The sequence below is a fragment of the Delftia sp. DLF01 genome (assembly GCF_014852125.1).
In the GTDB taxonomy this organism is placed as follows: domain Bacteria; phylum Pseudomonadota; class Gammaproteobacteria; order Burkholderiales; family Burkholderiaceae_C; genus Comamonas; species Comamonas acidovorans.
This window is the reverse complement of the sequence record NZ_JACVAZ010000004.1, coordinates 210,603-237,041: the sequence shown is the minus strand read 5'-3', so window position 1 is coordinate 237,041 and position 26,439 is coordinate 210,603. Positions and strand designations below refer to the sequence as shown.

22 protein-coding genes are annotated in these 26,439 nt (G+C 70.0%); 4 read left to right on the top strand and 18 right to left on the bottom strand.

Annotated elements, in window-relative coordinates; genetic code table 11:
- Window positions 1–20: 20 nt before the first annotated feature.
- Together IB269_RS22105 and IB269_RS22100 are read left to right on the top strand one after the other, a co-directional pair.
- Complete coding sequence (locus tag IB269_RS22105; RefSeq protein ID WP_192368317.1) at window positions 21–4,292, top strand: IPTL-CTERM sorting domain-containing protein; 4,272 nt, start codon at window positions 21–23, stop codon at window positions 4,290–4,292.
- A 97-nt stretch (window positions 4,293–4,389) separates the two neighbouring features.
- Complete coding sequence (locus tag IB269_RS22100; protein WP_013800552.1) at window positions 4,390–4,599, top strand: oxidoreductase-like domain-containing protein; 210 nt, start codon at window positions 4,390–4,392, stop codon at window positions 4,597–4,599.
- Window positions 4,600–4,622: 23 nt separating this feature from the next.
- On the opposite strand, the gene IB269_RS22095 is transcribed toward IB269_RS22100, so the two are convergent.
- The 4 genes from IB269_RS22095 to IB269_RS22080 all read right to left on the bottom strand — a co-directional run bounded on the left by IB269_RS22095 (window position 4,623) and on the right by IB269_RS22080 (window position 7,880).
- On the bottom strand, window positions 4,623–5,093 hold the full coding sequence (locus IB269_RS22095) for a RidA family protein (RefSeq protein ID WP_012207603.1): 471 nt from the start codon (window positions 5,091–5,093) through the stop codon (window positions 4,623–4,625).
- 239 nt (window positions 5,094–5,332) lie between these two features.
- On the bottom strand, window positions 5,333–6,148 hold the full coding sequence (locus IB269_RS22090; protein WP_043796569.1) for an ABC transporter permease: 816 nt from the start codon (window positions 6,146–6,148) through the stop codon (window positions 5,333–5,335).
- 5 nt (window positions 6,149–6,153) lie between these two features.
- Entirely contained in the window at window positions 6,154–7,014 is an 861-nt protein-coding gene (locus tag IB269_RS22085; protein ID WP_192368316.1) for an ABC transporter permease, read from the bottom strand.
- Window positions 7,015–7,019: 5 nt separating this feature from the next.
- Window positions 7,020–7,880, bottom strand: a complete 861-nt coding sequence (locus IB269_RS22080) for an ATP-binding cassette domain-containing protein (protein WP_192368315.1) — start codon at window positions 7,878–7,880, stop codon at window positions 7,020–7,022.
- Between the two features lie 138 nt (window positions 7,881–8,018).
- On the opposite strand from IB269_RS22080, the gene IB269_RS22075 reads away from it, so the two are divergent.
- Window positions 8,019–9,803, top strand: a complete 1,785-nt coding sequence (locus IB269_RS22075; RefSeq protein WP_099752812.1) for a monovalent cation:proton antiporter-2 (CPA2) family protein — start codon at window positions 8,019–8,021, stop codon at window positions 9,801–9,803.
- 33 nt (window positions 9,804–9,836) lie between these two features.
- On the opposite strand, the gene IB269_RS22070 is transcribed toward IB269_RS22075, so the two are convergent.
- The 8 genes from IB269_RS22070 to IB269_RS22035 form a co-directional block, all read right to left on the bottom strand.
- Window positions 9,837–10,226 (bottom strand): VOC family protein, encoded by a 390-nt coding sequence (locus IB269_RS22070; RefSeq protein WP_192368314.1) that lies wholly within the window; start codon window positions 10,224–10,226, stop codon window positions 9,837–9,839.
- A 66-nt stretch (window positions 10,227–10,292) separates the two neighbouring features.
- Window positions 10,293–10,646 carry an energy transducer TonB gene (locus tag IB269_RS22065; protein ID WP_012207609.1) on the bottom strand — a complete coding sequence of 118 codons (354 nt, stop codon included), beginning with the start codon at window positions 10,644–10,646 and terminating at the stop codon, window positions 10,293–10,295.
- Between the two features lie 79 nt (window positions 10,647–10,725).
- Window positions 10,726–13,080 (bottom strand): ATP-dependent DNA helicase, encoded by a 2,355-nt coding sequence (locus IB269_RS22060; RefSeq protein ID WP_192368313.1) that lies wholly within the window; start codon window positions 13,078–13,080, stop codon window positions 10,726–10,728.
- On the bottom strand, window positions 13,077–14,753 hold the full coding sequence (locus tag IB269_RS22055; protein WP_192368312.1) for a VRR-NUC domain-containing protein: 1,677 nt from the start codon (window positions 14,751–14,753) through the stop codon (window positions 13,077–13,079). Before IB269_RS22055 ends, IB269_RS22060 begins: the two co-directional genes overlap by 4 nt.
- Before the next feature lie 109 nt (window positions 14,754–14,862).
- Window positions 14,863–15,675 (bottom strand): SDR family NAD(P)-dependent oxidoreductase, encoded by an 813-nt coding sequence (locus IB269_RS22050; protein ID WP_192368311.1) that lies wholly within the window; start codon window positions 15,673–15,675, stop codon window positions 14,863–14,865.
- An 82-nt stretch (window positions 15,676–15,757) separates the two neighbouring features.
- Window positions 15,758–17,617 (bottom strand): CocE/NonD family hydrolase, encoded by a 1,860-nt coding sequence (locus IB269_RS22045; protein ID WP_192368310.1) that lies wholly within the window; start codon window positions 17,615–17,617, stop codon window positions 15,758–15,760.
- Window positions 17,618–17,628: 11 nt separating this feature from the next.
- Window positions 17,629–18,606, bottom strand: coding sequence for a Bug family tripartite tricarboxylate transporter substrate binding protein (locus IB269_RS22040; protein ID WP_097204947.1), 978 nt, complete (start codon window positions 18,604–18,606; stop codon window positions 17,629–17,631).
- A 36-nt stretch (window positions 18,607–18,642) separates the two neighbouring features.
- Window positions 18,643–19,659 (bottom strand): porin, encoded by a 1,017-nt coding sequence (locus IB269_RS22035; protein WP_123695690.1) that lies wholly within the window; start codon window positions 19,657–19,659, stop codon window positions 18,643–18,645.
- Between the two features lie 165 nt (window positions 19,660–19,824).
- On the opposite strand from IB269_RS22035, the gene IB269_RS22030 reads away from it, so the two are divergent.
- A complete protein-coding gene (locus IB269_RS22030) occupies window positions 19,825–20,751 on the top strand; it encodes a LysR family transcriptional regulator (protein ID WP_013800538.1) in 927 nt (308 codons plus the stop codon).
- 21 nt (window positions 20,752–20,772) lie between these two features.
- Here the strand turns inward: IB269_RS22030 and IB269_RS22025 are convergent, their stop codons facing one another.
- From IB269_RS22025 to IB269_RS22000, 6 genes are all read right to left on the bottom strand, one after another.
- Window positions 20,773–21,525, bottom strand: a complete 753-nt coding sequence (locus IB269_RS22025) for an ABC transporter permease (protein WP_170962118.1) — start codon at window positions 21,523–21,525, stop codon at window positions 20,773–20,775.
- On the bottom strand, window positions 21,522–22,763 hold the full coding sequence (locus IB269_RS22020; protein ID WP_016448371.1) for an ABC transporter substrate-binding protein: 1,242 nt from the start codon (window positions 22,761–22,763) through the stop codon (window positions 21,522–21,524). The genes IB269_RS22025 and IB269_RS22020 overlap by 4 nt, the downstream gene beginning before the upstream one ends.
- A gap of 73 nt (window positions 22,764–22,836) precedes the next feature.
- Entirely contained in the window at window positions 22,837–23,652 is an 816-nt protein-coding gene (locus IB269_RS22015; RefSeq protein ID WP_065347657.1) for an ABC transporter ATP-binding protein, read from the bottom strand.
- On the bottom strand, window positions 23,649–24,737 hold the full coding sequence (locus IB269_RS22010; RefSeq protein WP_192368309.1) for an acyl-CoA dehydrogenase family protein: 1,089 nt from the start codon (window positions 24,735–24,737) through the stop codon (window positions 23,649–23,651). The genes IB269_RS22015 and IB269_RS22010 overlap by 4 nt, the downstream gene beginning before the upstream one ends.
- Window positions 24,727–25,311, bottom strand: coding sequence for a carboxymuconolactone decarboxylase family protein (locus IB269_RS22005; protein ID WP_016448373.1), 585 nt, complete (start codon window positions 25,309–25,311; stop codon window positions 24,727–24,729). The genes IB269_RS22010 and IB269_RS22005 overlap by 11 nt, the downstream gene beginning before the upstream one ends.
- A gap of 130 nt (window positions 25,312–25,441) precedes the next feature.
- A complete protein-coding gene (locus IB269_RS22000) occupies window positions 25,442–26,383 on the bottom strand; it encodes an AraC family transcriptional regulator (RefSeq protein WP_043821688.1) in 942 nt (313 codons plus the stop codon).
- Window positions 26,384–26,439: the final 56 nt, after the last annotated feature.

Below are 26,439 nucleotides of genomic sequence, written 5' to 3'. Positions count from 1 at the left end.
ACCTCCAGCCATTGCCCGCCATGCCCACCAACCACACCCCCAGGCCCAAGTCCGCTTCACGCATGCTGTCCATGTGGTTTGCGTGGTTCATAGGGTTGGTGATGGCACTGGCGGCTCCGGCCCATGCCGCAGTGACTTCGGGCATCATCGGTTTCGGGACCGGCGCCGCCTCTGGCTACCCTGCGGTCACCTCGAACTACAACGGGCTGGACTTCATCAGCGACTGGTCCTATTTCGCTGAAGTGGACCTGATAACAGGCACTCCGGGGATCGTCACCTCTGGCGATGCGATCACAGCCACCGCCCTGGACGGCACAGCCCGCATCATGGCAGTCAATGGCACGGACCGCTTCAGCCTCGCCCAGGTGCGCATCTTTGCGTACGGTGACATGACTTCATTCACGTTCACCGGCTATCGGAGCGGCAGCCCTGCACCTGGCGCAGTCGTGAACGTCCCCAGGACGCCCGAAATGACCACGCAATTCGTCACGGTCAGCCTCGGCGCATTGGTGGACGTGGATGAAGTGCGCGTGTCCAACAACGGCGCCACGGAACCACTCAACTTCGCCTTCGATGATCTGGCCGTCGATGTCTATCCCCCAGCCACACCCACGGCGACGGCGCTGTCGCCCGCGAGCGGCCTGGCCGCTGGCGGATATCCGGTCACCATCACCGGTGCCAACTTCACCAACGTGATCGGCAGCTCCATCGTGACCGCAGTGAGCTTCGGCGGCACGCCGGCGACCAGCTTCACGGTCGACAGCGCCACCCAGATCACGGCCACGGCACCGGCAGGATCGGGCACGGTGAACGTGACCGTCACGACGGCAGGCGGCACCAGCGTCACTGCCGCAGCCAATCAGTTCACCTATCTGCCCGCGCCCACGGTGACCTCCGTCTCGCCCAACTTTGGCCCGCAGGCTGGCGGCACCAGCGTGGTCATCACCGGCACCAACCTGTCCGGCGCCACCGCCGTGCTATTCGGCGCGACAACCGCCAGCTATGTCGTCAACAGCGCCACCCAGATCACCGTCACCTCGCCTGGGGGCACAGGCACGGTCGATGTGCGCGTCACAACGACGGGCGGCACCAGCGCCATCAGCGGGGCCGATCAATTCAGCTACCTGGCAACGCCCACGATCACCAGCATCGCGCCCACGGCAGGCCCTCAGGCGGGCGGCACGGCGGTCACCATCACGGGCACGAACTTCATCGGCACCACGGGCGTGAACTTCGGCGCCTCGGCAGCGACCGGCTTCACGGTCAACAGCGCCACCAGCATCACGGCCACGGCGCCACCCGGAACGGGCACGGTGGACATCCGCGTCAGCAACTCCGTCGGCACCAGTCCCACCGTTGCCGCTGACCAGTTCACCTATGTGGCGGCACCGTCGGTCACCTCCATCTCGCCCACGGCAGGTCCCACCGGCGGCGGCACCACGGTCATCATCACGGGCACCGGCTTCGCCGCAGCACCTGGCACCGGCGCCGTGCGCTTTGGCGCCGCGACCGCCACCTACACCATCAACAGCAACACCCAGATCACAGCCACCGCGCCCGCGGGCAGCGCCGGCACGGTCGATGTGACGGTGACCACGGTGGGCGGCACCAGTGCCACCAGCGCAGCCGATCAGTTCACCTATGTGTCAGCACCCACGGTGACTTCCATCTCGCCCACCAGCGGCCCGACCAGTGGGGGCACCACGGTGACCATCACCGGCACCAACTTCTCCGGCACCACTGCCGTGACCTTCGGCGCCACGGCCGCCACAGGCTTCACGGTCAACAGCGCCACGCAGATCACGGCCACCGCGCCTGCCCACGCAGCGGGCACGATCGACGTGCGGGTCACCACAGTGGGCGGCACCAGCGCCACCAGTGCGGCCGACCAGTTCACCTATGTGGCCGCGCCCACGGTGACTTCCGTCTCGCCCACGGCAGGGCCAGCCGCAGGAGGAACCTCCGTGGTCATCACTGGCACCAACCTCTCCGGCGCCACGGCCGTGACCTTCGGCGCCACGGCCGCCACGGGCTTCACGGTCAACAGCGCCACGCAGATCACGGCCACCGCGCCTGCAGGGTCGCCGGGCACGGTCGATGTGCGCGTCACCACGGTGGGTGGCACCAGCGCCACCAGTGCGGCAGACCAGTTCACCTATGTCACGGCGCCCACGGTGACCGCCATCTCGCCCACGGCCGGGCCTGCAGGCGGTGGCACCACGGTCACCATCACCGGCACCGGCTTCGCCGCAGCACCTGGCACCGGCGCCGTGCGCTTCGGCGCCACGACCGCCACCTACACCATCAACAGCAACACCCAGATCACGGCCACGGCGCCGGCCGGTGCTGCCGGCACGGTCGATGTCACCGTCACCACGGTGGGCGGCTCCAGCGCCACCAGCGCCGCCGACCGGTTCACCTATGTTGCAGCGCCCACGCTGACCTCCATCTCGCCCACGGCAGGTCCCACGGCCGGAGGCACCTCGCTGACCCTCACCGGCACGAACCTCACGGGTGCCACGGCCGTGACCTTCGGTGCCACGGCAGCGAGCGGCTTCACCGTCAACAGCGCCACCAGCATCACCGCCACCGCGCCCGCAGGCGCCGCCGGCACGGTCGATGTGCGCGTGACCACGCCGGGCGGCACCACTGCCACCAGCGCGGGCGACCAGTTCACCTATGTGCCTGCGCCCACGGTGACTTCCGTCTCGCCCGCAAGCGGTTCTTCGATTGGTGGCACCACGGTCACCCTGACCGGCACGAACTTCACCGGCGCCACGGCCGTGACCTTCGGCGGCACGGCCGCCACGGGCTTCACGGTCAACAGCGCCACGCAGATCACGGCCACCGCGCCTGCAGGATCGGCGGGCACGGTCGATGTGCGCGTCACAACGACCGGCGGCACCAGCGCCACCGGCGCGGCAGGCCAGTTCACCTATGTGGCCATCACGGTGACGCCCGCGACGCTGGCCGGCACGCCCAAGGTAGGCGTCTCGTTCAGCGAGACCCTGACCGCCAGCGGCGGCGCAACGCCCTACACCTTTGCAATGGCCAGCGGCAGCACGCTGCCCACAGGCCTGTCGCTGTCACCCGCCGGGGTGATCAGCGGCACGCCCACGGCGGCCGGGGCCTTCAGCTTCACGGTGCAGGCGACCGACAGCAGCAGCATCACCGGCCAGCGCACCTACAGTGGCAGCGTGGCGGCAGCCACGGTGGTGCTGACGCCCGCAGCTTCCACGCTGCCGGCCGCCAGGCTGAACACGGCCTATGCAGGGCAGACCTTCACTGCCAGCGGAGGCACGGCGCCCTACACCTACGCCAGCAGCGGCACGCTGCCGACCGGAATGACGTTCAACGCCAGCACCGGTGTTCTGAGCGGCACGCCCACCGCGGCGGGAAGCTTCACCTTCACCATCACGGCCACGGACTCCTCCACGGGCACGGGTGCTCCGTTCACCTCGGGCAGCACCAGCTACACCCTGGTGGTGAACTCCACCAACGCCGACCTCAGCGCCCTGGCACTGAGCAGCGGCACGCTCGCACCGGGCTTTGGTGCAGGCACCCTGGCCTACACGGCCACCGTGCCCAACACCAGCAGCACTGTCACGGTGACGGCCACCGCAGCCGATGCGGGCGCCACGATCCTGGTCAACGGCGCAGCGGCCTCCACCCCGGTGGCGCTGAATGTGGGCAGCAATACCGTGTCCATCGAAGTCACGGCGCAGGACGGCACGACCAAGAAAACCTATGTGGTGACGGTGACGCGCGAGGCCAGGCAAAGCGCCTCGGGCTCGGGTGTGGATCTGGGCATTGCCAACAGCAGCCCCACCTGCACGCTGACTGCGGCCAGCTTCACCTCGCCTTCTGCCGTGGCCGGCTCGCTGGGCCCGCTGCCGGCGGCCTTCACCTACCCGCAGGCCGCCGTGGACTTCACGGCCAAGCAGTGCGCCCCCAGCAGCACGCTGACCGTGACACTCACCTTCACGTCCCCCGTACCCGCCAACGCGCAGCTGATGAAGTACGACGCCACCGCAACGCCCAAGTGGCAGCCCTTCACGCCCACCATCAGTGGCAACCAGGTCAGCTACACCATCGTGGACGGCGGCCTGCGCGATGACGACAAGACGGTCAATGGCGAGTTCGTCGATCCCGTCATCCTGGCCCTGCCTGGAGCCCCCGCAGGAGCGCAGAGCATCCCCACGCTGGACCGCTGGGGCCTGCTGCTGCTGTCGCTGATGGCGGGAGCCGCCGGCTTCATGGGCATGGCGCGCAGGCAGCGTACCGGACGGTAAGACGCGTCAACAAGCAACCCGCGCTGCTGCATGTCGGCAGCGCGGGTTTGCTTTTGGTGCTCTACAGAAAGCCCCGTGGCGCGAGACAATCGCCCCCATGACCACCGCGCCGATTCCCGTTTCCGCAGATCCCGCCGCCTCCGCCGACCCCATGCCCCAGCCGCCCGAGCAGCCCGACCTGGACGCCTGCTGCGGCAATGGCTGCGACCCCTGCATCTTCGACAGCTATGACCTGGCCATGGACGAGTACCGCCAGGCGCTGCGGGCCTGGAAGGCGCGCAACGAGACGCCGGCGGGCCAGGGATAGGAATAGGGATAGGGGTAGCGCGATCAGTCCACGCGGGCGATCAGGTCCAGCTCCACGGCCGCGCCCTTGGGCAGCTGCAGCACGCCCACCGAAGTGCGCGTGTGGGCACCCACAGGGCCCAGCACCCGGGCGATGAGGTCGGAGGCACCATCGGCCACCTCGCTTTGCTGGGTGAAATCGGGCGCCGAGCGCACATAGACGGTGATGCGTGCAACGGCGCGCACGGCATCGAGCGAGCCGGCCGCGCGCTGCACGAAGGCCAGGGCGCGCATGGCGCAGATGGCGGCGGCCGTTCTGGCCGATGCCAGGTCGATCCCGGCGCCGACCGTCCCCACGTAGAGCACTTCATCGCCCACGCGGGGAATCTGCCCGCTGACGAACAGCTGCTGGCCGTCGCGCACGACGGGGCTGTAGTTGCCGCCTATCTTGATCTCGCCATCGAAGCGGTGGCCGAGCTCGAGGGCGGCCTGGGCGAAGCGTTCATCTGCTGTCATGGTCTGGTGTCCGGAGTAAGGCAAGCGCGCAGTCTAGAGCGTGTTATGCACTTTTACGTGCCCGCGAAAGCCGGGAAAGGGGCCCGGAACGAGGCGTAGCACGCGCCGCGGTTGCCACACCGCAAGCGGGCTGCAACGAAGGGCCGGGCCCCTTTCCCGGCTTTCCCGAAGGGTTGGCGGGTACTTAAAAGTGCATAACACGCTCTAGAGCCTGTGGTGCACCGGCGCCTGCGGCGGCTTCAACTGCCCGTGGACGCGTAATGCCTCACCCCCATGCGCCAGGCGCCCGAGGCCAGCCAGAGGAAGGCAAAGCCGGCCAGCGGCGAGACCCAGCCCAGCCAGGCTGGTGCGCCCAGCGGGTCGGGCTTGCCCAGCACGGCCAGCGCCGGGTAGTAGGCCACGCAGGCCAGCGGCACGGCGAAGGTCAGCAGGCGGCGGAACCACTGCGCGTACAGGGCCAGTGGGTACTGGGCGGCCTCGACGCTGCCGTAGCTCAGCACATTGGCGGCTTCTAGGCTTTCCACGGTCCAGAACGAGAGCGCGCCCTGCAGCACCAGGATGCCCAGGAACAGCGCCACGCCGCCCGCCACGGCGAACAGCGCCACGGCGACGGCCTGGGGCGTCCACACCACGGCGCCCTGGGCCGTGGCAAAGCCCAGCACCAGCAGGCCCTGCAGCAGGCGGCCCAGGCGGCTGATGCGCACGTCATGGCCCATGAGCTGCAGCCACACGGGGCGCGGGCGCAGCAGCAGGCGGTCGAAGGCGCCCGTGCGCAGGAACTGCGTGCCCAGCACGTCGAAGCCCCGGCCCAGCGCATCGGCCAGGGCGAACATGCAGTTCACCAGGCCATAGAACACGGCCACTTCGCCGATGCGCCAGCCCTGCACCTCGCCAAACCGGTGGAACAGCGCCCAGACGGCGATGACCTCGATGCCCGTGACCAGGAACTGGCCCAGGGTCAGCATCAGCGCCGAGGCCGGGTAGCGCGCCTGCCCGCCCAGCGAGGCCAGCGCCAGGCGCAGGAACATGGACAGCGATCCTTTTTGCTTGGCCATGGCGCTCACCCGCCCTGCACTTCGAGGCCGCGCATGGTGCGCGCCATGGCCACGCGGCCCAGGGCCACGATCACGGCAATCCACAGGGCTTGCAGCGCCAGGCAGGCCAGCATCTGCGCACCGGCCATCTGGCCGAAATAGATGCGCGCAGGAATGTCCATCACGCCGGCCAGCGGCTGCAGCAGCAGCGCGGTCTGCCAAGCGTCGGGCATCAGCGCCAGCGGCAGCAGGTTGCCCGACAGCACGATGACCACGGGCGCGGCCAGCGTGTTGATGCCTTTTTCATTGAGCGCGGCGGCGGCGGCAACGTTCAGCAGCATGACCAGTGCCGTGGACAGCAGCAGCGCCAGCAGCATGGAGGCAGCAAAGCCCAGGCCTGCGGCCCAGCCGGCCGGCGGCTGCCAGCCCCAGGCGCCCAGCCCCATCAGCGGCAGGGCCAGCCCTGCAAACGCCACCATCAGCGCCACGCGCGGCAGCACGCGCGCGGCGATCCAGCCAGCCGAGCGCACGAACCACAGCGCATAGGCATCCACGGGCCGCAGCCGGTCATAGGCAACGGCGCCCGTGCGCACGGCCAGGGCCACGTCGGGGTCGCCGCTCCAGGGCAGCAGCGCGAACAGGCCCTGCGCCAGCCAGGTGTAGGTGATGGCGTGCTCCAGCGAAATCGGCGCGCCGGCCGATGCCGAGGCGCTGCCATAGAACGCCGCCAGCACCATGGTCTTGATGGCGCCCCACCAGCACTGCGTGGCAAAGCCCGCGTAGGCGGCCGTGCGGTACTGCAGCATCAGCAAAAAGCGCGAGGCGAAGGCGGCCTTGTAGGGGCGCAGCAGGTGTTGCAGGCGGTGCAGGCGCTGGTGCGATCCCATGGCGCTCAGACCTCCGAGGCACCATGCATGGCGTAGAAGCGGGCGATCACGGCCTCGATGGCCATGTCCTGCCCCTCGCCCTCGCCTTGGCCTTCACCCGTGCCATCGCGCTGCGCCGCCACCACCTGGGCGCGCAGCGCATCGACCGCGCAGTCGGCCAGCACGCGGCCATGGCCGATGACGATGACGCGCCGCGCCAGCGCCTCGATGTCGTGCATGTCATGCGTGGTCAGCAGCACCGTGGTGCCGCGTTCGCGGTTGGCGCGCAGCACGAACTCGCGCACGGCCAGCTTGGAGGGTGCGTCCAGGCCGATGGTGGGTTCGTCCAGGAACAGGATCTCGGGCTCGTGCAGCAGGGCCGCGGCGATCTCGGCGCGCATGCGCTGGCCCAGGGACAGCTGGCGCACGGGCTGGTCCAGCAGCCGCTCCAGGCTCAGCATGGCCACCAGCTCATCGCGGGTGCGCGCAAAGCGCAGCGGATCGACGCGGTACAGGTCGCGCAGCAGGTTGAAGCCGTCGCCCACGGGCAGGTCCCACCACAGCTGCGAGCGCTGCCCGAAGACCACGCCGATGCGGCCCACATGGCGCTGGCGGTCGGCAAAGGGGTCGCGCCCATCCACCTCCACGCGCCCGCCATCGGGCCGCAGGATGCCCGACAGAATCTTGATGGTGGTGGACTTGCCCGCCCCGTTGGGCCCGATGAAGCCCAGCAGCTCGCCACGCTCCAGCGCGAACGACACACCCTGCAGCGCCTGCACCGTGCGGTGGCGCGGGCGCACCAGCGCGCGCAGCGCGCCCATCACGCCGGGGTCGCGCTCATGGATGCGGTAGGTCTTGCGGAGGTCGTGGACGAGGATCTGGGGCATGGCGCTGGGCGGTGAGGTAAGCGCAGAGGGGAGCACAGAGGGGGCGCGATTCTACACAGGACCGGGCTTTGCTATCCTGCGCGCAAATTCGCGGATGGAAATCCGCCTTGCCGCACGCACGCACAAAGGAAACACAACATGGCAGCTGAAGGCAATGCAAGCCAGCTCGTAGGAATCGTCACGCTGCTGGGGGCCGCCGTGGTGGCCGTGCCGCTGTTCAAGCGGCTGGGCCTGGGCGCCGTGCTCGGCTATCTGGCGGCCGGGCTGGCCATAGGCCCCTACGGGCTAGGCCTGGTGACGGATGCGCAGACCATCCTGCACGTGGCCGAGCTGGGCGTGGTGATGTTCCTCTTCGTCATCGGGCTGGAGATGAAGCCCTCGCACCTTTGGGACCTGCGCGGCCAGATCTTCGGGCTGGGCAGCCTGCAGGTGGTGGTGTGCGCGCTGCTGCTCACGGGCGTGGGCATGGCCTTCGGCTTTCCGTGGCAGGTGGCCTTCGTGAGCGGCGCGGGCTTTGTGCTGACCTCCACCGCCATCGTCATGCAGGTGCTGGCCGAGCGTGGCGACATCCTGGCGCCGCGCGGCCAGCGCATCGTCTCCATCCTGCTGTTCGAGGACCTGCTCATCGTGCCGCTGCTGGCCGCCGTGGCCTTTCTTGCTCCGGCCGATGCGGCGCCCGTGGCCACCTCGCCCCTGTGGCAACGCGCGGGCGTGGCCCTGCTGTCGCTGGGCGCGCTGGTGGGCGCGGGCCTGTGGCTGCTGAACCCGCTGTTCCGCATCCTGGCCAAGGCCAAGGCGCGCGAGGTGATGACGGCCGCCGCGCTGCTGGTGGTGCTGGGCGCAGCCCTGCTGATGGAGATGGGCGGCCTGTCCATGGCCATGGGCGCCTTCGTGGCGGGCGTGCTGCTGTCCGAATCCTCGTTCCGCCACCAGCTGGAGGCCGATGTGGAACCCTTCCGCGGCCTGCTGCTGGGCCTGTTCTTCCTGGGCGTGGGCATGGCGCTGAACCTGGAGGTGGTGGCGCTGAACTGGCGCATCGTGGGCATGGGCGTGGTGGCGCTGATGCTGGGCAAGGCGCTGTGCATCTATGCCGTGGCCCGCGTGGCGCGCAGCAGCCATGCCGATGCGCTGGACCGCGCCATCCTCATGGCCCAGGGCGGGGAGTTCGCCTTCGTGCTGTTTGCCGAGGCGCTCAAGCTCGGCGTGCTCGACCCCGAGGTGCATGCCAACATGACGGCCATCGTCGTGCTGTCCATGGCCATCACGCCGCTGGTGGTGGTGCTGCACAAGCGCCTGGCAGGCGCCGAGGCCGTGTCGCTGGACGGCGTGGAGGCGCCGCAGGACCTGCGCGGCAACGTGCTGGTCATCGGCTTCGGCCGCGTGGGCCAGATCGCCAGCCAGGGGCCGCTGGCCCGTGGCGCCAAGCTGTCCATCATCGACAACGACCCCGACGTGATCCGCAACGCCGAGCCCTACGGCTTCAAGGTCTACTTCGGCGACGGCGCGCGCGCCGACATCCTGCATGCGGCCGGCGCCAGCCATGCCAGCGCCATCCTGGTCTGCGTGGACAGCAAGGCCGCCGCCACGCGCATCGTGGAGAACGTGCGCCACGAATGCCCTCACGCCCGCCTCATCGTGCGCGCCTATGACCGCGAGCACGCGCTGGAGCTCATCCAGAAGGACGCCGACCATGTCGTGCGCGAAAGCTTCGAGTCCGCCCTGCTCATGGGCCGCCATGCCGTGCTGGCCCTGGGCGCCACCGAGGACGAGGCCCAGACGCTGGAGGCCGAAGTGCGCGGCCGCGACACCGAGCGCTTTGCGCTGGAGACCGCCGGCGGCAACTTTGCGGGGCGTGCCCTGCTGCTGGGCAATATCGAGCGCATCGATCCGCCCCGGCACGACAAGCCCACCGCCAGGGACTGAGCGCGCAAGGGCTGCAAGGGCCGCAGGCCCCGCTCAATGCCGCTGGTTGATCTGTATGAGATTGCCGCAGGTGTCGTCGAACACCGCAATCGTGACCGGCCCCAGATGCGTCGGCGGCCTGGTGAAGCGCACGCCGGCCGCGCTCAGGCGCTCGTACTCGGCCTGCACGTCGTCCACGCCGAAGAAGGTGGCCGGCACGCCGTCGGCATGCAGGGCGGTCTTGAAAGGCCTGGCGGCCGGGTGCATGTCGGGTTCGAGCAGCAGCTCCACGCCATCGGCATCACCGCGCGATGTCAGGGTGAGCCAGCGCGCATCGCCGCCCATGGGAATGTCGTGCTTGAGGACGAAGCCGAGCACATCGCGGTAGAAGGCCAGGGCCTTGTCCTGGTCGTCGACGAGCACGCTGGTGATGACGATCTTCATGGAATGCTCCTTGTGTCGCTGCGCAGGGCACGCACCGGGTACACACCTGCCACCACCGGCATGCCGCTATTTCAGCAGGAAGGTGACGGGCACGCGCGTCCACATGCTGTCCGGCACGCCGTCGCGCGTGCCGGGGACAAAGCGCCACGTCCGCACGGCGTCCAGCGCCTCCTGGTCGAGCAGAGGATAGCCGCTGCTGTCTGCCACATCCACGGCCAGTGCCTTTCCGCTGGCGCCCACCAGAACCCGCAGCACCACCTTGCCTTCCTGCTCCAGCCGCCTGGCTTCCTTGGGATAGGCCGGCATCTTGTTCTCGCTGGCCTGCCTGTCGGGCACAGGCTGCACCACGCCTGCCGCAGCCGGGCCGCCGGCCAGCAGGCCCAGGGTCAATGCAAGGATGGCGCAGCGCATGCGGGGCATTCGGAAGGCTCCTGGATGGGGACGAGATGGGGGACTGGATGGGTATGGGATGGCAGTCGTGGACTGGTGCGGCCCCGGATCATCGCATGCCCTCCACCCGCCACCAGCGCGGCAGCAGCGCCTGCACCTCGCCGCGCCGATAGCGGTCGTCGATGAGAAAGACCACGCCGCGGTCGTGCTCGCTGCGAATGACGCGGCCTGCGGCCTGGACCACCTTGCGCAGGCCCGGGTAGAGGTAGCTGTAGTCATAGCCCTTGTCCGCGCCGAACTGGCGATCCATGGCGCGCTTCATCTCTTCGTTCACGGGATTGACCTGGGGCAGGCCCAGCGTGGCCACGAAGGCGCCGATGAGGCGCTCGCCGGGCAGGTCCACGCCCTCGGAGAACGCCCCGCCCAGCACGGCGAAGCCCACGCCCTGCCCGGCTTCGGTGAAGCGGGCCAGGAAGGCCGCGCGACCCTCCTCGTCCATGGACGGGGTCTGCAGCCAGACCGGCAGATCGGGATGGGCGCGCTGCAGGCATTCGGCCACGCGCTGCAGGTAGTCGAAGCTGCTGAAAAAGCACAGGTAGTTGCCGGGCCGGCGCGCGTACTGCGCGGCCACCAGGTCGGCGATGGGCCGCAGCGAACGGTCGCGGTCGCGGTAGCGCGTGGAGATGTGGCCGGCCACCTGCACATCGAGCTGGTCGGCCTGGAAGGGCGAGTCGGCCTCCAGCCAGTGCGTGCCTTCGGGCAGGCCCAGGATGTCGCGGTAGAAATGCGGCGGGCTCAGCGTGCCCGAGAACAGCACCGAGGCATGGGCCGCCGCATGGCGTGCCGCCAGGTGGGGCGCGGGCACCACGCAGCGTATGCACAGCGTGGAGGCCGGCGCGCGATGGGGGCCTGAGCGCCCGGGCAGCAGGTGGACATCGAACAGCGCATGGCCGCCGAACTGCTCGGCCAGCGCCATGAACTGCAGCGCCTCCCAGTAGAAGTCCAGCACCGGGTCGCCGGGCAGCATGGGGCTGTCGGCATTGGCGTCGGCGATGGCGGCCACGGCGCGCTGCACGGTGCCCAGCAGGCCTGCGGGCACTTCCTCATGGGCCTGGTAGCTGGCGGTCTGCTCCCTGTTCAGCGCGCTCCAGCTGCGGCTGAGCCGGTCCAGCGCCTTGCGCACGGCACCGGTGGCCGACTTGCGGGCGGCCGCCAGGGCGAACTGCGACAGCTCGGCCGTGTACATGCGGCGCGCGCGCTCGAGCAGGTTGTGGGCCTCGTCCACCAGCACGCCCACCTTCCATTGCTGGGCCTGGGTGAGCGCGTACAGCATGGCGGCGCTGTCGTAGAAGTAGTGGTAGTCGGCCACGACCACGTCGCTCCAGCGCACCAGTTCCTGGGCCAGGTAGTAGGGGCAGATGTCGTGCGCCAGCGCCACGGCACGCACGGCAGGCGGGTCCCAGGGCGCCTGCTGCAGCGCGGCGGCTCGCGCGGCGGGCAGCCGGTCGAAAAAGCCGCGCGCCAGCGGGCAGGAGTCGCCGTGGCAGGCCTTGTCGGGATGCTCGCAGGCCTTGTCGCGCGCCAGGATGGCGAGCACGCGCAGCCTTGCGGGTGGCGCGGGTGGCGAGGGCGGAGGTTGTGGCGCAGCCGGTTCCTGCGGCGGTGGCTGGTGCTGCTCGGCGATCTGCCGGTTCACGCTGGCCAGCGCCTGCAGCGCCAGGCCATGGCCCGTGCCCTTGGCCGTGAGGAAGAACAGCCGGTCCAGGCCCTGGTCCGGCATGGCCTTGAGCATGGGGAAGATGGTGCCCAGCGTCTTGCCGATGCCCGTGGGCGCCTGCGCCATCAGGCATTGGCCGCCCTGCTGCGCGCGCGCCACGCGGTAGACGGCCACGGCCAGCTCGCGCTGGCCGGCGCGAAAGCCCTGCATGGGAAAGCGCAGCGCGGCCAGCGCCGCCTCGCGCGCCGCGCGGTGGGCGGCCTCGCTGCGCGCCCAGTCCAGGAACAGCGCGCATTGCTGCTCGAAGAAGGCGCGCAGCGTGGCCGCGTCTTCCTCCTGCACCAGCACGGTCTCCTCCGAGTTGCCCACGTTGAAATACACCAGGGCCACGCGCAGCCGCTGCAGGCCGCGCGCCTGGCACAGCAGATGGGCGTAGATGCGCGCCTGGGCCCAGTGCAGTGCCCGGTGGTGGGCGCGCACGCCCTCGATCTGGCCCCGGTAGGTCTTGATTTCCTCAAGCTGGCCGGCCTGGGCGTCGAAGCCGTCGGCGCGGCCGCGCACGCGCAGGTCGCCGTATTCACCGGCCAGGCTGATCTCGGTCTCGTAGTCCTTGCCCCTGCGCGACTGCACCAGGCTGTGGCCGGCCATGCCCTCCAGCGCGCTGGGCGCGGTCGTGAAGCGCAGGTCCAGGTCGCCCGCGCGTGCCGTGAACTCGCACAGCGCGCGCACGGCCACGGTGTAGCTCACGCGGCCTCTCCCAGCGGCTGGCCGCGCCACTGCACATGGCACACGCGCACGGGAATGCCGTGCTCGGCACAGTACTGCAGCCAGCGGATCTGGTTGTCCTGCAGCTTGTCGCCGGGCGCCTTGGCCTCGACCAGTTCGTAGCGGCGCTCGGCCGGCCAGAAACGCACCAGATCGGGAAAGCCCGTGCGGTTGGCCTGCACGTCGCGCAGCAGCCGCGCAAAGAGCAGCTTGAGGTGGGCGGCCGGAATGCAGTCCAGCGCCAGCGCCAGCAGCGGCGCGCTCAGCGTGCCCCAGAACACGAAGGGCGACTGCAGGCCCTGCTTGTCGGCATGGCGCTGCACGATGACCTCGCGCCAGCTGCCATCGTCCAGATGCGCCAGGCATTCCTCGAACAAGACTGCGCGGCGCTGCACGAAGTCGGGCGCGGACAGGTCGGCCGGGCCGCTCTGGAACGGGTGGAAGAAAGCGCCCGGCAGCGGCGCGAAGATGGCCGGCCAGCACAGCAGGCCGAACAGCGAGTTGATGAGCGCGTTCTCCACATAGAACACCGGTGCGGAGTCGCTGTGCCAATGGTCGCGCAGCACGTATTCGACGGAGCTGGGCCGGGCCGGCAGGTCCAGCTCCACGTCCATGCGCATCTGCGCCACCACGGGCGCCAGCGCCGCCGCACGCCCGCGCGCGCCCTGCCCCAGGCTGCGGCGCAGGCGCGGCAGCATGCGCGCCACGCGCTGCAGCTCCTCGTCGCTCTCGGGCTGGGCCTGGGCGGCCTGGGCCAGCGCCATGGCATCGGCAAAGCGCTCCATGCGCTCGTACACGCGCATGCGCCGGTGGCGGGCTCCGGGGTAGCGGCTTTGCGCATAGGCCTGCTCGGCACGCTCCCAGTCCTGCATGCGCTCGCAGGCCTGGCCTATGCGCAGCAGCACCTTGGCGCGGCGCTGCTCCAGCCAGGCATTGCCGCTGGCGCAGCCGGCCACCTGCTGCAGCAGCGCATCGATCTCCACGCCCTCATCCAGCGCCGCGCGGCAGGCCTGCAGGGCCAGGTAGCCATCGACATCGGCACGCGACTGGAAGGCCCGCGACGCCGCATCGAAGGCCACGGCCTCGTAGCGGAACACGCCCAGGTCGGCCAGCACGAATTCCGACCAGTCCTGGTAGAGATTGCCGAAGAACATCAGCCGAAAGCGCTCGCACAGCGCACCCACCATCACGCGCCAGGCGGCTTCCCCGGCTCCGACGCCCTGGGGCTGCCACTGCGCATAGGGCCTGGGCGCCTCATGCAGGGGCTGCAGGGCCTGCAAAAGCTCGGCCTTGCGCAGGCCTGAGTGAATGGGTGCGCCGGCGAACAGCTGCAGCAGCTCGGGCTTGGTGTGCAGCGCAAACAGCTCCTCCAGCGCCATGGGGTGGCCCGCGTCCAGCCAGCCCAGCTCCAGCAGGGGCGCGGCTGCCTCGGCAATGCCGGGGATCTCTTCGTACACCAGCTTGCCGGCCCGAAACCACGGCCCGCGCCGCATCAGCAAACGCACCATCAGCGCCTGCGAGGGCTGGGGCAGCTGCGTGAAACGGGTGAGGAATGCCTGCTCGGGCGCGTCCAGCAGATCGCCGTAACGCTGGCCAATCCAGTCCAGCGCGCGCTGGAAGTTGTGCAGGTAGTAGAAGCGGTGGGGAGGGAGCATGGGCCTGGCAGATCGGGCAGCCAGGCCGCTCGAAAACTGTATCTTTATACAGTCATCATATCAAACCCGGTAGTGCTCACTTCGCGCAACGGACTTGCCCCGGGCAGGCTCATCCGGCCAGGAAGCCGCCATCGGTCGCCAGGCAGTGACCGACCACAAAGGCCGCCTCGTCAGACATCAGCCAGACGACGGCCGTGGCCACCTCCTGCGGATGGCCCATGCGCCGCAGTGGCAGGCCCGCCGCCACGGCATGCATGTCGGCAATGCCCGAGCCCAGCATCATGTCCGTGACCACGCGGCCAGGGGCAACGGCATTGATGCGGATGCCGCGCGGCGCGTACTCCATGGCGGCGGCGCGGGTCAGCGACAGGGCCGCGGCCTTGGAGGCGCCGTACAGCGACAGGCCCGGATTGGGATTGCGTATGCCGCTGACGCTGGTGTTGTTCACGATGGTGCCGCCGCCCGCCGCCAGCATGGCCGCCAGTTCATGGCGCATGGCGTGGAAGACCGCACGCACATTCGTGTCGAAGACCTGCGAGAAGACCGCATCATCCTGCTCGGCCAGCGCGGCACGCCGCTCCTGGAAGCCCGCATTGTTGAAGGCCGCGTCCAGCCGCCCGAAGCGCGCCACGGCCTGCTCCACCACCGCCGCCATGTCCTCCTGCCGCGTTGCATCGCAGGCCAGGAAAAGGCCGTCTGCTCCCCGCTGCCGGATTTCCTGCTCCAGCTGCAGGCCCAGCTCACGGCGGCGCCCCGTGACCATCACGGCGGCGGCGCCCTCCTCGGCCATGCGCAAGGCGGTGGCCCGGCCTATGCCGCTGGTGGCACCCACCACCAGGCAGACACGCCCCCGGAGCCGCCCCGACGGTGCAAGGGCCGGCAGGGGGCCGGCCAGTTCCAACTGACGCTGCTGCATGTCCATGGCGATGTTCCTTCGCAATTTGGTTGCATGGTACAACCAAATTGCAGAACATGCCAGACTGCCAAACGCGCGTGTTCCCCGACTAGACCGCCACCACCGGCAGCACGATGCGCGAGGCATGGCAGCCGCCCAGGTGCACGCTGTTGACCGCCACCTGCCTGGGCCCCGCACTGCCCTCGGGCGCGCCAGTGTTGGGGTTCACGTCGAAGCGCGGGAAGTTGCTGCTGGAGATGTCCAGGCGGATGCGGTGGCCCTTGCGGAACAGGTTGGAGGTGGGCATGGGCTCGATGGTGATAGCCACCACCTCGCCGGGCGTCATCAGCTCGGGCTGCTCCCATGAGTTGCGGTAGCGGCAGCGCAGGATGCCGTCGGTGATGTTCATCGCATAGCCCTGCGGATGGTCGGCGCTGGGCGGGTACTGGTCGATGAGCTTGGCGGTGAAGTCCGTGTCGGGCGCGGACGAGGACACCTGCAGCTCGATGGTGATGGTGCCCGTGACCTCCAGATCTTGCTGCAGCGGCTCGGTCTGGAACACCAGCACGTCGCCGCGCTCGGACAGCGGGCCGTAGGGCGGGCGGGCGGCGAAGGTGCTCTCGTGCGTGACCTGGTCGTAGGCGCCTGCGAACATCAGCGGCTCGCCCGAGGTGATGGAGCCGCCCAGGGTGGGCACGGGGCAGGCCGGGTCGAAGCGGTAGCTGCGCACGCCCGGCTGCGGCGCGGGCTCGCGGGCCAGCCTGCCGTCGGCGTGCAGGTGCCAGGCCGTGGGCTGCGTGCCGGGCACGGGCCAGTGGTCGGCGCTGCGCCAGGCCCCGCCGTGGTCCAGCCGGCCCTGGGCCGTGCGCGCGCCCGATCCGCCGCCCATGCGGAAGTAGCGCACGGCGGCTTGCTGGCGCGCGGGCATGGGCCGGCCCTTGAGCCAGTGGTCGAACCAGGCCAGGCGCATGGCCACGTAGTCGTCGGCCAGCGCGCCGTCGAGCACGGCACCGGGCCCGAAATCCACATCGCCCGCATGCGGGACGCTGCGCTCGCCATGGGTCCAGGGGCCCAGCACCATGCGGACCCGGCCATCGCCGCGCGACAGGCCCAGGTAGTTGTCCGTGGTGGTCTGCGCATACGGGTCCCACCAGCCGCACATCAGCATCACGGCCAGGCCGTCGAAGGCGCCGTAGTGGCCGGCGGCGTACAGCTCGGGCTGGCGCCAGTAGTCGTCAAAGCTGCCGCGCTCCCACTGGCTGAACAGGTAGTCCTCGTACTCGGGCGCCCACTGCAGCGGCGAGTCGCCGCGCGACCAGGGCAGGCGCAGGCACCACTGGCCGATGTCGGCCTGCTCCAGCGCCTGGCGCGCTGCGGGCTCCAGGTGGTTGCTGCCGCTGCGCGCATTGCGCAGGGCCCAGACGGCCTGCTTCAGCTCGAAGGCACCGCCATGGCGTATGCCGCCCCGGTAGGCATTCGCAAAGCCGCCGCATTCCAGGAACATGGCCTTGAGGCCCGGTGGCCTTTGCGTGGCCAGCGCAGTCTGCGTGTGCGCGGCGTAGGACAGGCCGTAGGTGCCCACGTTGCCGTTGCACCAGGGCTGCTCCATGATCCATTGCAGGGTGTCGGCGCCATCGTGGGCCTCGCCCAGGTATTTGGTGAACTGGCCTTCGGAACCGAAGCGGCCCCGGCAGTCCTGCACGACCACGGCATAGCCTTCGCGCGCAAAGCGGGCCGCCACCTCGCCCCGGCGCATGGGAAGGGGGTTGGCCGCGCTGCGCTCGCGGCGCGTTTCCTCGTTCTTGCCGTAGGGCGTGCGCTCCAGCAGCACGGGCAGCGGGCCGGGATGGTGGGGGCCGAGGTTCTCGGGCAGATACAGGTCGGTGGCCAGGCGCACGCCATCGCGCATGGGCACGGCGAGGCTGTGGTGGACCACGCCGCCCAGGTGGGTGATTGATGTATTGCTCATGCTGCTGGCGCTCAGTCGAGCTTGAGGTTGCGTTCCTTGACCAGCTTGGCCCAGCGCGCCGTGTCTTCCTGCATGAAGCGCGCCAGTTCCTGGGGCGTGGTGGGCGCGGGCTCGGCGCCCTGCGCCTCCAGCGACTTGGCCACTTCACGGTCCTGCAGCGAGCGCACCAGCGCGGCATTGACCTTGGCCACCACCGCAGGCGGCGTGCCGGTGGGCGCGAACAGCGCATACCAGATGTCGTATTCGAAGTCCTTGACGCCCGCCTCGGCCATGGTGGGCACCTGCGGCAGGGCGCGCGAGCGCGTGGCGCTGGCCACGGCCAGCGGCGTGAGCTTGCCGGCCTTGATCTGCAGCACCACGCTGGGCACGGCATTGATGCCCAGCTGCACATGGCCGCCCACCAGTTCGTTGACGGCGGGCGCGCCGCCCTTGTAGGGAATCTGCAGCATGCGCGTGCCTGTGGCGGCCTGGAACATTTCCATGGACAGATGGCCTGGCGTGCCGTTGCCGCTGGAGCTGTAGTTCAGCGCACCGGGGTTCTTGCGCGCCAGCGCCACCAGCTCCTGCACGGTGCTCACATTGAGGCTGGGGTGCGTGGTGAGGATGGGCACGTTGATCAGCACCCGCCCCACGGGCACGAAGTCGCGCGAGGGGTTGTAGGACAGCTTGCTGGACAGCAGCGGCGCCGTCACCATGCCCGAGCCCGCGCCCAGCAGCAGGGTGTAGCCATCGGCCGGCGCGGAAGACACCAGCTGGAAGCCATGCACGCCGGGGCGGTTGTCGATGACCACGGGCTGGCGCCACAGCTCGGACATCTTGCGGGCCACCACGCGCATGGCCGCATCGGCTGCGGCACCGGCGGGGAACGGCACGACGATGCGCACGGGCTTTTCCGGGAATTCGGCCGCATGGCCGGGCAAGGGCGCCAGGCCCAGCGCAAGGCCCAGTGCCAGGAAAGCCAAGGACAGGAAGCGTTGGAAGTGGGTCATGGGAATCTCCATTCTTGATGCGGGTGTGCAGGACGGTCAGAAGTCATGGCGCACGCCCGCGCCGATGGCGCGCACGGCCACGTTGGGGCGGCTGGAGTCCACGCCGTCGTGGTCCACGAAGGCCTGCAGTTCGGTGCGCTTGGACAGCGCATAGGTATAGGCCAGCTGCTGACGCCTGCGCTTGCCGGTCAGCGAGGTCTGCACGTCGCGCTGCATCAGGTTGAGCACCACGGCGTGCGCGCCATGGCGCAGCCGCGTGCCAAGCATCCAGTAGTCCACGTCGGCGCGCGAGACGCCGGGCTTGTGGTTGAAGCGGTCGCGGCCCAGCAGCACATAGGGCTCGATGGCACCAAAGCTGTAGCGCAGTCCCATCTGCCATTTGCTGTCGAACTCGTTGGCCAGCAGGCCCCCGGCGCGCGTGTCCTTGGCGTAGCCCAGGCCGGCCGCCCACGGGCCTGCGGCGTAGCTCAGGCCCAGGTCCAGCGATCTGGCGTCGTCCTCCAGCCCTGGGGCCTTGGCATCGCCGCGCAGGTAGTAGCGCGCACGGAACACCGTGCCGCCCCATGACGGGCTTTGGTAGCCCAGCGAATTGGAGGTGCGGTTGCGCGCATTGAGCATGGAGGTGCCGATGGCCGTGGCCCCGGCGTCATTGGCCGCGAACGAGGTGATGCCCGTGACCTGCGAGTACAGCGGCGAGCCCGTGGGATTGGCCGAGTCCAGCCGGCCCAGGGCCACCGTGCCCAGGCCGCCGCGCAGTGCCACGTAGCTGTTGCGAAAGGCCGGCGTGGTCAGCGAGCCCGTGTCCGCATCCAGCCCCATCTCCATGCCGAACAGTGCCTGCAGGCCGCCGCCCAGCTCCTCCTTGCCGCGAAAGCCCAGGCGCGAGGCGTTGTCGCGCTCCTCCATGGTGGAGCCGGCATTGCCGGTCTTGAGGTGGTTCACGGTCAGCCGGATCTGGCCGTAGACCTGCATGTCCTGCGCATGCGCAATCGGGTGGCCCAGGGCCGCGATGGACAGGCTGCAGACGGCGGCAATGCTTGGCAGGGCCTTCATGGAATCTTGCTCCTTGTGTTGTGCGTGCTCTGACGCCGCCGATTCTCAGGAGCCCCCGCATCCACCACAACGGTATGACGGACGCGTATTACCCTATGCGATTCGTGATGCGCCGTGCGCGCCCCCGGCCGCGCTGCCATCATGCAAGCACCGCCTGTACAACCCATGAATTTCAAGCAACTCGAAGCCTTCCAGGCCATCATGCTCAGCGGCTCCACCACGGGTGCGGCCGAGCGCCTGGGGCTGTCACAGCCCGGCATCAGCCGCCTGCTGGCCCAGCTGGAGCAGGACCTGGGCCTGCGGCTTTTCATCCGCGAAAAAGGCCGCCTGGTGCCCACGCAGGAGGCCGAGGCCCTGCTGCACGACGCCCAGGTGCTCATGGATTCGGCCCAGTGCTTTCGCCGCCATGCCGAGCAGTTGCGGCTGGGCGGCTTCAAGCGCCGGCTGCTCAAGGTGGCTGTGCCCGGCACCCTGGCCACCTCGCTGATGCCGGCCATTGCGCACCAATTCATGCAGGCGCATCCCGACGTGGTGCTGGAAGTGCTGTCGGGCTCCTACACCGAGACCGAGCGGGCCCTGCTGAGCCGCGACGCCGACATCGGCCTGGTGCGCCTGCCCATGACCATGCCCGGCCTGCGCACGCGGGCCTGCCTGGAGTCCGAGGCCGTCTGCATCATGCCCAGAGGCCATGCGCTGCAGGCGCTGGACGAGGTGACGCCGTCAGATCTGGTGGACGCCCCGCTGATCCTGCTTGGCCGCCAGCGCGAGATCCGCCAGGAGATAGACATGGCCTTTCGCCATGCGCGCGTACAGCCGCGCGTGGCCGTGGAGGTGCATTCCGTGGGCGAAGCCTGCGCCCATGTGGCGCAGGGCCTGGGCGTGTCCATGGTCAACGGCCTGCTGGCCAGCTACTGCCAGCCCGGCGCCCTGTCCAGCCGCCCGTTCAGGCCGCGCATCCGCTACCAGCTGGCCATTGCCTCGCTGGAGGCGGCGGTGCCGTCGCCCCTGCAGGACACGCTGATCGCCTTGCTGGTCCAGGCCATCGTGGCCACCGGGCATGCCGCCCCGGTGGACGACATGCCGAAGGCCTGATGCCCCGGTGATGCCGGCCGCTCAGTGCATCCAGCGCTGGTGCAGCCAGCGCGCCGCATGGTCCAGCGCATAGCCCAGGGCGCCGATCAGCACCACGGCGGCCATCAGCTCCGAATACGCGAGGCGGTCGCGCGTGTCGAGGATGAAGTAGCCCAGGCCGGCCGATACGCCCAGCATTTCTGCGGGCACCAGCACGATCCAGATGATGCCGATGGCCAGGCGCACGCCAGTGAGAATCTGGGCCGTGATGCCGGGCAGCACCACGCGCAGCACGGTCTCGGTGCGCGTGGCCGACAGGCTGCGCGCCAGCAGCAGCCAGTTGCGGTCCAGCTGGGCCACGCCGGCCGCCGTGCTGAGCAAGATGGGCCAGACGGCGGCGAAGGCCAGCAGGAAGTACACGGGCGCGTCGCCCACGCCCAGCACCATCACGGCAATGGGCATCCACGACAGCGGCGAGATCATGCGCAGGAACTGGAACACGGGCGAGAACGCCTGCGAGAACCCGCGCGACAGGCCCACCAGCACGCCCAGCGGCACGCCGACCACGAAGGCCAGCAGCAGGCCCACGGCCACGCGCTGCAGGCTCAGCAGGGTGTGCATCCAGATGTCGGCGCCCGTCAGCAGCTGGCCCAGCGCCTGCAGCGAAGGCCAGGGCGCGAAGGCCGCAGCCACGGGCGTGCTGCGCGCCAGCAGCGCGCCGCCCACCCACCACAGGGCCAGGACCAGGGCCGCGCCCAGCAGCGGCAATCCAATACGTCGCAACACCTGGCTCACACCACGATGGTTTCGCGGCGCGAGAAATCGGCCGGAATGCCGAAGACCTGCGGGCCGCCCACGGCCTGGATGGCCTTGCGCACGAAGCGGTCGTCCACCAGGTCGGTGGCCGCAAACCTGGGCTCCAGCTTGTCGAGGAAGCGCGTGTCGCCCTCGACCTTGGTGGCCTTGATGGCGCGCACCAACTGCTCGGTGTACGAGGGATAGGGATAGGGCTGGAAGTCGATGCGCCGCTGGTGCCAGCCCTTGTTGACGACCACGCCGCTGGCCTCGTAGCTGGCGTAGTCGGTGGCGGCCAGCACCTTGGACAGCGTCTGCTGCGGATGCGGCGTGTAGCGGCGCTCGCCGGTGCTCGACAGCAGGCGCGCGGCGGCCAGGCGGTTGTCGCGCGTCCACAGCTGGGCCTTGACCACGGCATTGGTCACGCGCTGTGCCCATTCGGGCTTGTCGGCGATATCGCGCTCGGCCAGGAAGGTGACGCAGCAGGCGTGGTCCTTCCAGACATCGCCCGAGAAGCGCAGCATCTTGCCCACGCCCGCGATCTCGGCGGCGGCGTTGAAGGGCTCGGCCACGATGAAGCCCGCGATCGACTTGCCGGCCAGTGCCGAGACCATTTCGGCCGGTGCCAGCACGACGAGGTTGACCTCGTTGGCCGCAATGGCGCCGCCGCGCGCGCGGGTCACGGCCGTGAGGCCGGCCTTGCGCAGCACGTCCTGCAGCAGGATGTTGTGGATGGAGTACCAGAACGGGATCGCCACGGTCTTGCCGCCCAGGTCCTGCACCTTCTGGATCTCGGGCAGCACGGTCAGGCCCGAGCCGTTGACGTGGTTCCAGGCCACGATCTTGGCGGGGAACTTGGCGCCGTAGCGCACCCACAGCGTGGAGGGCGTGAGCAGGTGGATGACGTTGACCTGGCCCGAGACGAAGGCCTCGACGATCTGGGCCCAGGAGCGGAACAGGCGCGGCGCCTCGGCCTTGAGGCCTTCGGCCTCGAACAGGCCGTTGCCGTGGGCCACCAGCAGCGGCGTGGCGTCGGTGATGGGCAGGTAGCCGATCTTCACGGGCTGGTCATCGCCCTTGAAGGCCTGGGCGCGCGCATCGCCTGCGGCCAGCAGCGGCGCGGCCACCGAGGCCGTGGCCAGTGCGCCCAGGCGCAGCATGTCGCGCCGCGTGAGGCCGCAGCCGCAGTCCGACGAGGCGCAGATGTGGGTGTAGGAAGGGTGGTCCTGGAAGCTCATGCGAAAGACCTTTCAGAAGAGCATGGTTGAAGTCGAAGAAATGGCGGATCTGCAGGCGGGCAGGCGAGGGAGATCAGGCCTGGGCCGCATGGCGCACGCCGTGCAGGGCCGAGAGGATGTCCAGCCGCAGCGCGGTCACGGCAGCGGCCTGGTCCTCGCGCGGGCGCGCTATGTCCACGCGCCATTCGCGCACGATGTGGCCGGGCCGCCCGCCCATCAGCAGGATGCGGTCGCCCACGAGGATGGCCTCGTCGATGTCATGCGTGACCAGCAGCGCGGCCGTGTGCCAGCGGTGGACCACGTCCACCATCAGCTCCTGCATCTCGGCGCGCGTGATGGCGTCCAGGGCCGAGAACGGCTCGTCAGCCAGCAGCAGCTGCGGCTCGCGGGCCAGGGCACGCGCCAGGGCCACGCGCTGGGCCATGCCGCCCGACAGCTGCGAGGGGTAGAGCGCGCCGCTGCCGCCCAGGCCCACGGCCTGCAGCGCCTGCTCCACGCGCTGGCGGCGGGCCTCTTGCTCCAGCTTCGGCTGGCGCTCGAAGTCCAGGCCGAAGCCCACGTTGCGCCGCGCGTCCAGCCAGGGCAGCAGGCTGGGCTGCTGGAACACGAAGCCCGCGCGCGGGTGCGGCGCGGTCAGCGGCTGGCCGAGGAACTGGAGCTCGCCCCGGCTCCAGGCGCCGCCGTCCGGCGATTCGAGGCCGCCGAGCACGCGCAACAGCGAGGACTTGCCGCAGCCGCTGCCGCCGAGCAGGCAGACGATCTCGCGCGGGGCAATGCTCAGGGAAATGTCCTCGAACACGGCCTTGCCGGGCGCATAGCCAAAGCCCGCGCCGCGTGCCTGCAGCACGGGCGCGGGAGCGTCAGGGGAGAAAGCTTCCGTCTGGGTCATGAACTGGTGGTTTCCAGGGCCGCGCCAGCCAGCGCACCCTGTAGCTGCGTGACGCTGGGCGTCACGATGGGGATGAAAGCCGCCTCGCGCCAACGGCGCGCGAATCCCAGCGGCTGGTCGCGATGATAAGCGCGCCCGCCGCTGGCGTGCAGCTCCAGCTGCAGGGACTGCTGCACGATGTCGTTCAATTCCAGACGCAGGCGGAACAGGGCTTGAGGTCGGTCAAGAAAACGCCCGTCGGACAGGCCCGCATGCAGCGTGGCCGTGGCCAGCTCCAGCGCGTGGCGCTGCTGCTGCAGCGGGCCGCCCAGCACATCGCGCCCGGCGCCGGCACGGGCCGAGGCCGCCGCCAGCGAGGCGCGCGCCAGGCCTATGCACAGCCCCAGCTGCAGGCCCATGAAGGCGGGCCGCACGCGCGGCAGGAAATGGTTGGCGTCGGCATGGATCACATCGGCCGGGCCGATCTGCAGCCCCTCGATGGACAGCGCCGCCGTATGGCTGCCGCGCAGCGCGATCAGGTCCAGGTCGGCGCTGCGCTGCAGGCCCGCCGCATCGCCGGGCAGCGCGGCCACGAAGGGCTTTGCACCGTCGCTGCGCGAGACGGCAACGGCCACCACGAAGCGACCCGGCGGCACCAGGTTGGTGGCCCAGGGCACGCGCCCGCGCAGTGCAAGGCCGTCGGCGCCGACAGTGCCGACGGGCGTGGCCTCGACCTGCAGGGCCTCGATGCCGCCCAGGTACTTCATGGCGTTGGACAGGCCCGTGGCGCCCGCCTGCGTGCCCTGCAGCAGGCCCGGCAGCCAGCGCTGGCGCAGCGCCGCGTTGGGCGACTGCAGCAGGTATTCGACAAAGGCGCGCTGCGCCCAGAACACGAAGCCCGCCGTCAGCGAATGCCCGGCCACGCCGGCAATGGCCTCCAGCGCATCGCCCAGGCTGCCGCCCTGCCCGCCCTCGGCCACGGGCACGCCCAGGCCGAACAGGCCGTGCTGCGCCAGCCGGGGCAGAACCTCGTGCGCATGCGCGGGGCCTTCGTCCAGGGAGTCGGCATGGGCGTCCAGCCACTGCCGCAGCGAATCAGCCAGCATGTGCGTTCTCCTGCGGTTGTCGGAACTGTTCGGGCAGATAGGGCTGCAGCTGCGGGTTGACGGGGCTTTGCGCCAGGCTGTTGGCAAAGTTGCACAGCGTGGCCAGGCTGATGCCCAGCACCACCTCCAGCGCCTGCTGCTCGCTCAGGCCGGCCGCATGGAAGGCGGCCAGGGCCTCGTCGGCCACGGCGCCGCGCGTGGCGATCACGGCTTCGGCAAAGCGGCGCACGGCGTCCAGGCGCGGCTGGCCCGTGTCGCGGCCGTCCTGCAGCGCCACCACCTCGGCCTGGGTCAGGCCGGCCTGCTTGAAGGCAAGCTTGGTGTGGCCGGCCACGCAGAAGTCGCAGCCATGGATGCGCGCCGCCGTGATCTGCACCACCTCGCGCTCGGCCAGCGTGAGCTGGGCGCGCGCGTTGATCTGGCCCACGGTCACATAGGTCTCCAGCGCCTGGGGCGAGTTGGCCAGGATGGCGATCAGGTTGGGCAGGAATCCGTTGCCGGCCAGGGCGCGCTCCACGAAGGGGCGGCTGGCTTCAGGAGCGGTTTGCGGGGTGTGCAGGGTCAGGCGTGCCATGGTGCTTTGCAGGAATGAAGGAATGCCTTCATGATCGGCCGCGCCCCCCTTGCCATCAATGCCGCCGCGTCGCGGATTTATGCCCGAACGTGTCAACCCGCAGGCGGATGCAGCGGGCTCGGATGGCGGCTCAGCAGCAGCGTGCCTGCGCGCGCTGCCAGGCGCCGGGCTGCTCGCCCATCACGCGCTTGAAGGCACGCGAGAAGGCCGCATAGGACTCGTAGCCCACGGCCTCGGCCACCTGGCCGATGGCCTCGCCCTGGGCCAGCCGGCGCGCGGCCAGCTGCATGCGCAGCAGCAGCAGGAATTGCTGGGGCGGCTGGCCGCAGGCCTCGGCAAACTGCCGAAAGAACGTGGCGCGCGACAGGCACACGCGCGCGGCCATGTCGGCCACGCTCCAGTTGCGGGCCGGCTCGCGCAGCAGCTCGGCCACCAGCGGCGCAAAGCCCGGCCGGCGCAGCAGGCTCCAGATGCCGCGCGCCCGCGCATCGCCATGCGCCAGCTGGCGCAGGCCGTAGAAGAACAGCAGGCCCACCAGCCGGTCCATCACGGCCGAGGGCTCGGTGCCCGTGCGCAGCGCCTCGGCGCGCATCAGGTCGAACAGCATGGAGGCGCCGCTCATCGCATGGTCGTCGCCGCGCAGCACCAGGTGGTCGGGAAAGGCATCGACCAGCAGGCCGCGCATGGGACCCTCGAAGGTGAAGAAGCCGCAGGCCAGCGCCGTCTCTCCGATGCCGGCATCGCCAGTGGCGGGACGCATGGCCTGCGGGGCGCAGGCCATGTTCGGGTCGGCATAGGGCGAGATGAAATGCGGCACATCGCGCGAGAGGAACACGCCGTCGCGCGGCTGCAGCTCCACCGAGGGCTGGCCCGGCAGGTGCAGCCAGCAGCGCCCGTCCAGGATCAGGTGAAAGCTGGCCCGCGCGCGCCCCGCCGTGGAGGCCCGCCAGCGCCCGCAGTACTGCCCCACATGGAACACGCTGGCGCGCCATTGCAGGCCGTTGAGCAGGCCGTCGATGACGCGATCGACCTGCGCTTCGGCCGCGCTGTCGGGGACTGGGTCGGGTAGCACGGTGGTACAGGCCAGGCAGTGAAGGGAATGCGGCCGGCCAGTATCGCCACGATGCA